The sequence below is a fragment of the Methanolacinia paynteri genome (genome assembly GCF_000784355.1).
Taxonomy (GTDB): Archaea; Halobacteriota; Methanomicrobia; order Methanomicrobiales; family Methanomicrobiaceae; genus Methanolacinia; species Methanolacinia paynteri.
This window is the reverse complement of the sequence record NZ_KN360928.1, coordinates 350,184-363,835: the sequence shown is the minus strand read 5'-3', so window position 1 is coordinate 363,835 and position 13,652 is coordinate 350,184. Positions and strand designations below refer to the sequence as shown.

The following is a 13,652-nucleotide window of genomic DNA, read 5'->3' as shown; positions in this document are numbered from 1 at the left end:
TCAGATTTCAGACGAGAGCTGCCACACCTGTTTGCCGTACTCTCCCAGATCGACCTCGACATAGGCCTTTTCGGGATCAAAATCGTCTTCCTTGTCGATCTCAAAGATTATCAGACTTTCATACCTTTCCAGCCGGTTGAGAGTTGTTTTGGTGTATACCTCCCCCATGTCCCCGATATAGCTGCCGATATTTACCGGAGTATACGGGTTCCCGTCATAATAAAAGACAAAGGAGCTGAGATCCGGTGTCGTGATCTGCGGACTCCCCTTCCCGCGGTACCCGAGATGCATTATGTCTACCACAACGCCGATGTAGCGCTTCCCGAACCCTGCTTCCTGGTACTCCATGAAGGTGCCCTCCTTGAGAAGCAGCCTGCTCTTCAGGTAATAATTCGTAATTTTTATGGAGATGTCATTATTTTTCGCTGCATCCTTGTAATGGAAGGCAGTCCCTGCGGGGAGGCAGTCCGAATAAATCCCCGGGGAGGATGACGAGACAATCTGCAGTTCTTCTGGGTTATACCCGATTTCACCGATGCTGTCAAGAGCATTGTTGATCTGCTCTATACCTTCCCGGAGATCTTCGATGCTCTCCTCGTTATATATCTCGTCCGGAAGAAGGGCCTTGTCCCAGTAATGTGAACCTACCCTGGACAGTGACCTGACACCCGAGAGATATTCATCGATCAATGCCCTCGATTCATCATCCACAGAATAATTGATGATTCCCGAACTGAATTCACGCGACAGCTCCATAAGCTCCTCCGAATTTTTTTGTGTTTCTTCGATATTTCCGGCAGAGACACTTCTTCTTATACTGTCCACGCTCTCCATCAGTTCGTATGACTGCGACCTGAGATCGTATTTCAGGTTCTCGTCAATGCCGGATGCATCCAGGCCGTCCGTAATCCCGGGAGAGAGGACACCGGCTGGCAGATCTATCGCCTTGGACGGGTCTTCGTAATAGACGAGGTCCTCTTTACCCGAAACTATGTTCGACCAGTCGAAATAACTGATATAATCATCGTCATTATCCCAGTATTTCTCCAGCTCTTCAAGATCTTCGGCTTCAAGGACGAAAGTCAACGCCCCGTCGCCTTCAGTGTCGTTAAAGGTGATTACGATTACCGCGATATCGTCACCGATGCTTGAGTTCGTAAGGTACCTGACGATCCTCGAGGCGTCGCTTTCGTACCACCAGATCGTATCCTTCATTTTTTCCTGCGAAGGATCGGGTTCGAACGTAATGTTGTATTTTACGACATATTCATGCGAGAGGTACGAAGGATTCGAAATCAGCGGATCTGTTGTCGTCCTGAATACGCTGACATGGAAATTTTCAGCCATTGCTGCGGGGCCGTTATACTCGTACGCAGGATCGCGTATGATGAAAAAGAGTTCGTATTTGATCGAATCTGCTGCGTCAGATGTTTCATATGAGACGGATCTGTTAATCTCTTCCATTACCCTGCCGCTGAAATAACCGATGTCCTTTTCTTCTGCAGGATCGTTCATATCCAGGCCGACCTTCATATCATCTACTATCGTCCGGTTGGTGTTCCGGAATGCCGTCCAGTCGAAACGGGTTGCATTTCCGCTGTCATTGATCGAACCGACGGTGTCGCTGATACCGCTTACATTTTCCTGTCCCAGGATCCACCATCCTCCGGCAACAAGTGCCAGAATAAGTAACGGCAGCCAGTATATACCGACTATATCAGCCATCTTTCCGCTCCGCTCGGATTCCCGGTCGATTTTAAATCGTAAGGGGAGGTTGGTTTTGTCATCTCATGACTCCGGGAGTTTCCCGGAAGGCCGCTCATTTTTCCTCCCCGAAGACCTCCTCTTCCATACGGCTCTTCCTGAACCTGTAGGTCCCCAGACTGACAATACTGACGAATCCTACTGTAAAGAGGACGAGAATTGCACTGCTTGCCGAAGATGTACCGGTATGGCTGTTTATTGGTGCAGCCGTGCCTTCCCGGGTTGCAGCGTTTGAAGTCTGCCCTGCTGATGCGTCCTGCTCCCCGGATAACCCGGTTCCGCTCATTGCGAAGAGCCCGTAGATGGAGAAATGGCTCGCCGTGGCACTGACCGTCATAGTATCCTCGTCGAATGTAGTCTTGAGATCCTCCCATTCCTTCCCGGCCTTGTTGTAGTACCTTATCACCGGCTCCTTCCCGTCAAATGCCTGGTATTCGCCAAGTGAACTCAGGTAGAATATTATATCGATCCCGGGCGAGAATGTGGCCCCGGAAGGCTTGAAATCATAGGCCCTGCCCATGAATTCATACACCGGCGAATCGTCGTTTTCAGGCACGGAATCTTCATCGCTCTTCTCAATGACAATCTCGTCTATGGAGTTGCCGCTTTTGTCCAGTGCCAGCGTGCCCTTGGAAATGAATACCGCCACGAGACCGTCGTCCGAGGGAACCCTCGTATCTGCAAGTACTTTGCCTTCTTCCGAGGACTGCACTTCCGAGGGGTTTTCGGAGTTCTTGTAGTCCAGTCTTCCGCGTGAGGTTATTATCCTGTCAGATCCCGAAGAGCCTGATCCTGTCGGTTTCTGCTGTGTGGCCGCAAGACCGAACAATGACAGGCCGTTCGGCGAATATCCCTCGAAGACCATCAGGCCGCCGCTCATCCCGACATAAGTCGTGTTAAGGACCTCTTTCGTACCGTCCTCAGCTATACGGATGATCTTTATTGAAGAGATCCCGCCGTTCGCGTCCACCCAGGAGACCGGGACAGACATCGTAATCCTAGCTTCTTTGATGTCCTGGCCGTTTTCAAGGTTGGTCTTCACGATATTCATCGTATATGCCACTTTGCTTACGTCGAGACCGCTCGAGCCTGCTGCAAGCTGGAATGCCGTACCGACTCCCGAATCGCCCTCGTCGAGGATGACTTCAAGGGAAGCCGAACCCGGGATACCGTTAAGCGAAACATTCACCGATCCGCTGACATCCCCGACGTCGTCCATCGTGGTTTCTACAGGGTCAGTCCTGAGCTCGATTCCCGTGACGTTGGACGAAACGTAGCTGCCTCCGTTTTCTACAGGAGTTTTATCCGATTTTATTGTTATGACACAGTTGCCGCTGTTGATTACGATATCGTTCCCGCTGACTCCTGCATCGGATGTATTTATGGAGTATTCCCTGCTGCCGTCACTGTTCTCGGTCAATGTGCCTGAATTGCTGACGGTTGCCGTCTTGGTGGAGTTTTTAACCCCGCTGATGGTTATCGCATTCTCTTTTACAACCGTGTCGCTGCCGAATTTGTTCGATACCGTAAGAGCTACCGAGTAGGTTCCGGTACTCCTGTAGGTATATGACGGATTTTGGGCAGTGCTGTCTATTATTCCATCGTTTTCAAAGTCCCATTTCCAGCCTGTCGGGGAATTTGCAGACGTGTCCGTAAATACGACTACGAGTGGAGCAGAGCCTGACGCCGGGGTTAAACTGAAGTCGGCAGCCGGGGGATCTCCGTTCAATTTCGCGACCCCGATATAGTTCCTTTTCAGGATGCTGTCGGTTCCCCGGCTGTTCTTGACGGTAAGCCTGACCGAATAATCTCCTGCGTCATTATACGTGTGGGAAGGGTTCTGCTCGGTGGAAGTTCCGCCGTCGCCGAACTCCCATTTCCAGCTTGTAATATTTCCTGTAGAATTATCCGTGAATTTTACCGTAAGGGGCTCCATGCCGGAGGTTTCGTCAGATATGAAGTCGGCAACCGGGGGTGCTGTGTTATTAACGCTGATGTAATTCACCTTCAGCGTGTTGTTCGTGCCCTTCGAATTCGATATCGTCAGGTTTACAGAGTAGACACCTGGCATGGTGTAGGTGTGGGACGGATTCTCTTCCGTAGAGTTGGCACCGTCGCCGAATTCCCACAGCCACGATGCCGGGGTTACTGAGGTCAGGTCCGTGAACGTGACATTGAGCGGAATCTCTCCCGAGGTGTTGTCGGCACTAAAGTCCGGAACGATCCCGCCGTCTCCCGAAACAGGGGTAGTATAGACCGAATAGCCGCTCGAAACGCTGTTGGTATCGATGATCGCCTGCTGCCCGGAGTTGTTCTGGTTCCAGCCGTAGACATTGAAGGTTGCGAATGACGTCAGGTTTGTGAACGAATAAACAACTCTTATTGCGCCTTTGTTCTCGGTTCCTTCATAACCTGAACCGAGTACTCCCAATTTGAGATCTATGAACATTACCCTGAACGTGTTGCAGGTTTCGTTCATATCCTCTCCCGGGAACATGGGATAGTTCGTGTTGCCGGCTGCAGGCTTCCAGTCCTGGAGACCGTAAGTGAAGTCGGCCTTTGCAAAGGCCCTGTTTATGGATGATGACGCGATACTTTCGGGCTTTTCTCCCGTATCCGACGGCGTCCACTTATTGCCGGATGCAGTTATATCCACGGCGAAATCTTCGGGGACGGTTCCGTTGACGGCCAGCATCAGTATGATGTCGTCCTGGAACTCGTGACTGCCCGTATATGTTACATAGAATTCTCCCGTCCGGCTGTCTGTCATGTATTTGCTGCCGTTCGGAGAGTCAGGGCTGGTCGATATGTGGAGGTCCGACAGGCCGTCGTCCCTGCCGCACGTTCCGATATAATATGTCCCGTTCGCCTGTTTGTCATGTTCAGGGGTGTTTGCCGTCTTTACGTAGATGTCGTTGTAACCGGGAAGTTCCGGAATATCGACGACCTCTATATACCCTGGCTTTGTTATGGTGCTGTTGCCGTCTGAATTGTAGGCCGTTAAGTTGACGGTATAGAGGCGGGTGGCAGTATAGGTGTGAGACAGGTTCTGCTCAGTGGAACTGCTGCCGTCACCGAACTCCCACAGCCAGGAAGTCGGCGAGTTTGTCGATCTGTCGGTGAAGCTGACCGCGAGCGGCGATTTTCCTACGTTGACATCCGAGCTGAAGCCTGCCGAGGGAATGCTTGGCCATGCGGCGTTGATCAGTCTTTCGGCAAGACATGAAGTCGTTCCGTTTTCATTGGATACGCTAAGACGGACCGAGTATGTTCCCGGGTAGATGTATTCATGGGTAGGGTTCTGCTCGGTGGAGTTGCCCCCGTCGCCGAATTCCCATTCATAGCTTGTGGCACCTGCTGTCGAGTTGTCGGTAAATTTCACCTCAAAAGGGATGTTTCCGTCCACGGGAGATGCCGTGAAGTTCGCCTCCGGGACGATGCCATAATCAACGACGAGGATCTGCTGGTATGCACACATTCCACCGCTTTCCGTCCCCTGTATTTCCGCTTCATTTTCACCGTTTTCAAGACGGCTCTTCACATCGGCTACGAGCGGTGTGCTAGATTTGATATCGCCGGACCAGTCCGATGCAACAAGAGCTCCGTTGAAGTACAGTTTCCCTTCTCCCGATCCTGCACTACCGGCAAAGCTGTACAGTGTCGCTTTCAGGGCGGAACTTTTATTGACATCCATTCCCGTGAAGGGGGCGTATGCAGTCGATTCTTTCTCGGTGGTTCCATAATCTTCAAGGGATACACCTAGTTCGTCGCACTCTTCATTGATGAATATCTGTTTCATACTGGCGGACGAATCGCTGTAGATCACGACAAGCGTACTCGGGTAGAGGGCATTCAGATTTTCACCCTGAGGCGTCATGGTAAACGTGTTGCCGTTGCGACTGAAATAGTCCGTAACATCGACGACATACAGGCCGTACGTATATTCCGCATAGGTGCCGAAGTTGCTCTTGTCTGTGTACGGCGCTCCCGGCGTGATTGCCAGCTTGTAGCCGTTGAAGATCGTTGTCCAGTTCGGCAATCCGGACGGTGTCTGGTCCCAGTTATACGAGACGAAAAGCAGGACTTCTTCGACAGTGGCGTCGTCAGGAACCAGGAGATTCCCAGCGGTCCAGGTTTCGGTCCTTTCCTTCCAGCCTACCCCTTCATAGGTCGAAGAAGGCTGGGTGTAATAGATCATATCACCGCTGAGTTCGTACGTATGCCGTGTGGTGATGTTCGAGGCACCGGTCCAGTAGGTCTTGCCCTTGTAGCCGTTGTATTTTACCTGCTTGTCAGTGCTGTTTACCCTGTTGTTTGATTCGTCGATCTCCGCTATGGTATCATCAGGATCAACTACCGCAATGTACATGATAGCAGGATGTCCCTCATTCTCCTCAGTCTTGCGGATCGTAGGATCTATGAAGGTAAGGGATGTTCCCTCTTCTGCTTTAAGGGAATTTATCGTTGTCCAGTTTACAGGTTCCGTATCGGATACATCGTTGGCATAGAGAGATACCTTGATGTTCGTGAGGTCTTCTGTTCCGCTGTTCAGGATGTTCTCTATGTAAACGGTGTTCGGCTCCCATGCAAATACAACCTTGTTCGGTACAGGCACCACGCTGCCTGTTAAGCTAAGATCGCTTCCGGTGGTACTGCCGCCGCTTGTGACGGTGATATAACCGGACTTTACCTCGGAGTCTTCGCCGTTCTCGTTTTTAACCGTTAGGTTGACCGAGTACGTTCCTGCGGTTGTATATACATACGACGGGTTTTCCTCTGTGCTGTCAATGTTTCCGTCATTGTCGAAGTCCCATTCATATGATGCCGGGGAATGTACCGAATTGTCAGTGAACTGGACGGTCAGCGGAGCTTTGCCTGATGTGGGTGTTGCCGTGAAGGCCGCGGATGGGGCAGATGATGATGCAGAATATTTCACCGTGAGCGTCGCAAGAGTTGTCTTGAATGATGATCCCGACTGTGGATTGTAACTGAATATACTGTCTGATCCCTGTGTAATATTATCTGTCACCGACCACGTATGGTTCTCGTAATAATCGAGGGGTTTTACCGGATTCGCCCCATCCAGTGATTTTGAGTTGAATGTATATGACCCGTCTTTGCTGGATAATGCCAAATTGCTCAGTGTTGCGTCAGTGAACCCTGATGTAAGGCCAGATGTGCCAAAAGTGGTAGACGAACTGCCTGATTCTATCCAGTCTCCCCCGTGGTTTACCCAGTACAGAACTTCTTCATCGGAGTTTTCTTCGTTGTACGCTACGATAAGAGTGAGGGCTTTCAGGCGGCCGTCGAATGAAGTTGTTTTATTTTCGATCTTCACATGAACCTTCGGGCTGGAAGACGCAATCAGGTCAGTAACGTCATACTCTATTTCATAATCGGAATAAACCCGGTTCGTGTGATTGTTGAGCCAGTAGACTTTGCCGTTGGCCGAATGATAATCCATGTCCATATTCTCAACTCCGAGCGTGGTTTCATACACACCGTTGCCATCGCCGTCCAACATGGTCGTAGCAATGAGCGGCCAGTTAGCCGAGCCTGACCCTGAGTATATGTTGACATAAACCCTGGCCCATTCCACACTCGTGAAATTAGGAATTTTGAACGACTGAACAAATTCCCTTTCGCTGACTCCGCTGCTCGCCTGATTAGCAAAAGGTACCGGCTGGAAACTGCCGACATAGAGATCGCCGCTCACGGTTCCGCTCTGTTCGGTTGTCAGTGGGAGAGATGACCCGGTGATAGCCTCAACAGAGATATAATCTTCTTTTACCAGCGAGTCGGTCCCATCAGACCCTGTCACTGTCAAATTTACGTCATACTTTCCGGCGCTCAGGTAGGTGTGCACAGGATTCTGGTTGGTAGAATTCTCGCCGTCACCGAAGTCCCAGTGCCAGGCAGTCGGCGACCCGACCGATTGATCGGTAAACTGAATGGTAAGCGGGAACTGGCCGCTAGTTACATCCGTCTCGAATGCCACCGAAGTACTGCCGACATTGATATATTCTGTCTTTGTCTCGATGTCACTGCCCAAGCTGTTCGAGACATTGAGTGTTACGGTATAGCTGCCTTCTGTGGTGTATGTATGGGACGGGTTTCTCTCAGTGGAATTCCCGCCGTCGCCAAAGTCCCACTCCCACGTCGCAGGGGTTCCGGTTGAGGTATCGGTAAACTGCACTGTCAGCGGGGTAATCCCTGATGTCTTACCAGCAGTAAAATCCGCTTTGGATTGGGACAATTCAGTTAACTCAAGGATTGCTAATGCAAGGTTCATATAATTGTCTCCCTGAACAACCCCAAGCTCATTAGTGCCATTCTTCAATACATCGATAACGTAGTAATACTTGAATGCAGGATCTCTACTGTTGTCTCCACCTGAGATAGGTACACTCTGGTTATTGAAAAGAACAGTAGCCTGAGTATTATCACCGCCAGAAGGCAGGACTGTGATAATCTTTGCCTCCCCGATGTTTTCTGTCTTTAAATTGTCGAAAATGGCATATCCTGTATACATATCAGGATATGCTCCCATTGAATTGTAGTAGAGAGTATCACAACCCTCATCAAGCCAAATCCACCTATAGGGTTCATTCGAATCTTCGTATACAACGACAAGTACTGTGCCATATAATCCTCCAAGAGCCGTTTCAGCATTAATTTGTGCTGTGTTGCCTGATGTATTGAAGTAAGGAGTTACATCATACACTCCCTGACCATTCATATATAAATCGTCGACATTGCCGTCATAGTACATTGCAGCAGGATCAACCACATTTCCATTAAAATAAACTGTGAATCCGGGTTCTCCATTCCAGGTATATGACTGGTAGAGACGAGCTGCCTTTACCGTCGCACCTTCAGGTATAGGAAGATCACTGCCTGTCCATGTGACTGTTGTGGAGTACCAGCCACCACCCGTCTGGTAACCCGAATCACCAAGAGAATAAATAACTGAAATATTTCCTTCAGTGTAATTACCAGTCTCAATGTCGGACCCTGTATAATACCGACCACCGAAGTAATATGTACCACCCCTAGCAACTGTTGCTGATAGATTGTACTCATTGTTTGCCTCATTACTCTCGACAATGCTGTTTTCTGTATCTATGGTTATATTTAATGGAACGATATCGCCATACTTACGGGTTGTCAACGTATCAATGACATACACAGATGTGGTATCTCCCGCATCGATCCCGTCTATCTCAAATATGGTCGTAGTTTCGTTAAATGTAAAATTCACCTTGAAAGCACCGGCATTATCTGTCCCGTTATTTGTGATTGTTGCAGTGACGGTATTGGATATTCCTGGTGTAAGATCACTGACAGAAGCCACACTGAGATCTATGCCCAAAGAAACATTGATAAGATTTTTTTTCACAATGGTATCTGAACCAGTGGGTCCTGTTAAAGTAAGGTTGACAGTATAATCCCCGGCAGAAGTATATGTAAACGAGGGATTTTGAAGATCGGAGTCGATAATTCCATCATCTTCGAAGTCCCATGCCCACTCCGTTACATTTCCTGTAGAAGTGTCATTGAACTGAATTGTAAGAGGTGCACTACCAGAGGTCTTGTCAGTAGTGAAATTTGCAGTGATTTCAGCTGATTCGACTAGAATGTAGCCAGTCTCATTTTTCCAGTACGTACCATCAGCGGTGATAACCGAGTGGTTGATATCATAGATACCTGCAGATTCAAAGACATGAGTTACATTTTGCTCGCTAAATACAGTGTTGGGATCATCGCTGAAGATCCATTTATAACCTGTAATTTCAAGGGTTGATTCCGAAGTGTCGTTGAAGGAAACGCTTAGAGGGGCGTAACCTTCGACTCCGGAAGTCGTAAAATTCACGGTTACTGGATCTCCTACGGTAATATATCCGGTCTCGTTCTTCCAATAAGTACCATCAGCGGTCATAACCGAGTGGTTGATATCATAGATACCTGCAGATTCGAAGACGTGAGTTGCATTCTGCCCAGTAAAAACCGTACTAGGATCATCGCTGAAGATCCATTCATAACCTGTAATTTCAAGGGTTGATTCCGAAGTGTCGTTGAAGGAAACGCTTAGAGGGGCGTAACCTTCGACTTCGGAAGTCGTAAAATTCACGGTTACTGGATCTCCTACGGTAATAGAACCAGTCTCGTTCTTCCAATAAGTACCATCAGCGGTGACGACGGCATGGCGGACATCATAATTACCAGGAATCGAAAATGTATGTGTAATATTCTGCCCGGAGTATACTTGTGATAGATCGTCGCCAAAGACCCACATGTACCCTGTGATTGAAGAATCGACTGTGGTTCCATTGCATACTATCTCTAGAGGGGCATTACCCTTCTGTGGAGATATCGTAAAAGTGACCTGAGGATGATCTACAATTTCAAGAATAAAGGCATCATACGTTCCTCCACCATGTACATTCTGGTAAGCACCTGATATTACAGGAAAACCGGAATCTGCTGTATATCCGGTAACATAGAGAGAACCAGCATCATCAATAGAAATACCTGATCCCTGATCGGTACCAGATCCACCAAGATAAGTAGAATAATCAAGACTGTTGCCGTCTGAATTCAGCTTTAAAACAAAGACGTCATCATCACCACCCAAAACACTTTGGTAGGCGTCTGCGGTAACTGGAAAATCGGAAGAATCGGTATAACCTGTGATACAGGCGTTTCCATTGCCGTCCAAAACGATGCCGGACCCTTCTTCATCACCAGACCCTCCGAGGTAGGTCGAATAATCAAGGCTACTACTATCTAAATTCAGCTTTGAAACAAAGACATCCATCCCGCCGCCCAAAGCATCTTGGTTGGCATTTACCGTGACCGGAAAATCCGGAGACTTCGTATACCCTGTTATATAAGCATCATCATCATCATCAACAGATATTCCATATCCATAATCATTCCCAGTCCCCCCAAGATAAGTAGAATAAGTAAGGCTTCTTTCTGCTATATTCATCTTAAATAAAAAGGCATCATATGAACCGCTCAATGAATTCTGGTAAGCATCGGCGGTAACAGGATAATTATTGCTTTTCGTTCTTCCTGTTACATATAAGCTGCCTTCGTTATCTAAATCAATTCCATATGCATATTCATAGTTACTACCTCCGAAATATGTAGAATAAACAAGGTTACTGCCATCCGGGTTAAAAATTGAAACAAAGGCATCAGAGGTACCTGACAATTCGATCTGGTATGCATCTGCGGTGATTGGAAAATCTGATGATCTTGTATATCCTGTAATATAGACATTCCTGTCATCGTCAACGGATATACCATAGCCATATTCATAATCTTTTTCCCCTCCCAAAAAAGTAGAAAAATCAAGTGCGGTGCCATCTGAATTCAGCTTTGAAACAAAGACATCATAATCATCTCCACCGTAAACAGTCTGATAAGCACCTGTAGTGGTGGGAAAATCGGAAGATGCTGTGTTCCCTGTGATATAGGCATTCCCGTCATCATCAACAGTTAAGCTATACCCATAATCATTCCCAGTCCCCCCAAGATATGTTGCATAATCAAGAATGTTGTCTTCTGAATTCAACTTCAAAACATAAAGATCATAATTTCCACCCAATGCGCTCTGATAGACACCAGTAGTTATAGGGAAATCAGAAGAAGCAGTATATCCCGTTGCATAAATGTTTCCGTTGTTATCTACAAAAATTCCTTTTCCATACTCCCTCTCACTACCTCCAATAAAGGTGCTATAATCAAGCGAAGGATCGATTAAAAGTGGTTTACTGCAATCAAAATTCTCAATAATGAACCCATAAGTATTTTCATCGATTATGATATATTTGACAGGAATTTCATCTCCATTTTGATAAGCTTTCGGAGCTGACATAATTACTTCGCCATAAACTGTTCCGAGAGAGAGACTCCCATTTTCAAGAATAGAAAGACTATTCGATCCCTTGATTCTCACCTTTATTTCATCAGGATTGCCACCCGGTTCAACAAAAAAAAGTTTTTCCACGTTTCCGCTATGAGTCCTTGCTTTCACTGTTATGTTAGAATAAATTTCACCAAGACAGACAAGATTGTAGACCGGAAGTCCAGATTGCCACTTTGAAGGATCACTGCCCTTAAAATAAGAGATCTGAACTGAAGCTTCTTCTTCACCTACAGGAGCAAAAGAGATTGCATTACTTGCATTATCGATGAACTGTTCTTTCAGTACAACCATTTCGGTATTATTACCCCTAATCAGACCAATCGAATAAGTCAAATCCTTATCCGTGACATAAGTCATACCATAAAAAGTGTTGGCATAAAATTTCACTGATTCATGTTGCTGACCCTGATTCAAAATAAAGGGAATCTGCATATCATCCAGCTGTACTGTTGAAGCAGATGTACTATTCGCCGCAACAGGTGTAGCAAGCAAAACCATAAACAGGCACACCATTGCGATCATTACAATCACAAATCCACTCACTTTTTTGCATTTTCCTGCATGAAATTTGAAATTATCTCCATCCATAAATAAAAACCACCCTCTAAATAGCAATAGTAATACTAAACTAAAATATGTAATATCAATTACATTATAAATTTTTATATTTATTATTTGATCAAATTTTTTAAAGAAAAGTACAATTAAATATGACTAAAATTTTGATGAATACACATAACCTTTAATTAAAATTGCAAATGTTTGTTTTCAGAAAACAAAGTACTATAACCATTTAGACCTTTACTACCTGTGTACTCCACGGGAAAATAGACCATTTTATTCTTAAAGAATCAATAAAGAAATAAAGTACTATTTATTTCAATATTCAAATTCTGAATAACAAAATTCGTTCAAAATATAATAAACTAATAAAATAAGGGGGTTAAAATCCCCTCAATTCCCACTTTTTTTGAGATTGATTTATGAAGAAATGATCACGAAAACCGAATCTTCATAAATGCAAGTGGTAATTTGTACCAGCTACCCGATCTCTGATAAGATAGGTAATTATTAGTTAACAAGTCTCCCGAACCGAGATACCACTTATCAAGCCCTGCCTGGTTAGTAATACCTACTACTGGTATCTTACTAGCTGTGATGTTAGCTCCATTCCAGTCGTATTGACCGTCTTTCGAATAGCTTGAGGCAATTGGATCAGCCCATACCGTCACATTATGTAGTGTACCGCTATAGGTTACACCATTAAACCAGGTTTGACCTACGTAACCGTTATCATAATATGTTGCTGGATCCTGCCCCTCGTTTACCCAGTATTTTGTTGTATAACCTTCTTCGTTCTCATAGGCGATGGCAAGTTCTACTTTCTTGATTCTACCATCGAACTTTTCGCTCTCATTGGTCGTTGTTACTTCTACTGTGATATCTTCGCTATCAATGTAATCCACTACATCAAAAACAGCAAGATAATCACTGGTTGTACGTGAGAGATTAATGAAATCGCCCTGTGGAAGATTTGAATCATACACTATTCCAGTAGTGTTCACATAGTGAAGATCCAGTGGATAGAGATTTGTAAGAGTATTATCATTAATCTCTACAGTGAGGTTTCCTGTATAATCAGCTGTCATATTCCCGCTGTAAACAACTACATAAAGTCGTGCAAAAACTGCATCTTCTGCAGCTGCCTCAGGAACTTCAAATTCAGCTTCTGCATATTCATTTCCGATATTATCAGGTGATGTCCAAGTGTCTACCATATAGACGTCAAAATCACCCTCAACCGAATCCTGTATAACAGTTACAGGTGGAAGACCTACCCAATAGTCGTCAGCCGCGGCTGGCATCACAATTAATGCTGCCAGAAACAGGACGGCTAACACTCCAATAAATTCTTTTCCATGCTTTTTCATTTCTTAAAGCCCCCATTCCT

General features: G+C 46.3%; 3 protein-coding genes. All 3 read right to left on the bottom strand.

What is annotated here, in order from left to right; all coding sequences use genetic code 11:
- The gene (locus tag METPAY_RS05100) at positions 1-1,725 is read right to left on the bottom strand and encodes a hypothetical protein (protein ID WP_048149729.1); all 1,725 of its coding nucleotides are present in this window, start codon (positions 1,723-1,725) and stop codon (positions 1-3) included.
- A 94-nt stretch (positions 1,726-1,819) separates the two neighbouring features.
- The gene (locus METPAY_RS15625) at positions 1,820-12,133 is read right to left on the bottom strand and encodes a PKD domain-containing protein (protein WP_449405392.1); all 10,314 of its coding nucleotides are present in this window, start codon (positions 12,131-12,133) and stop codon (positions 1,820-1,822) included.
- Between the two features lie 563 nt (positions 12,134-12,696).
- Positions 12,697-13,632, bottom strand: a complete 936-nt coding sequence (locus tag METPAY_RS05090) for a DUF3344 domain-containing protein (protein ID WP_048149724.1) — start codon at positions 13,630-13,632, stop codon at positions 12,697-12,699.
- Positions 13,633-13,652 lie beyond the last annotated feature (20 nt).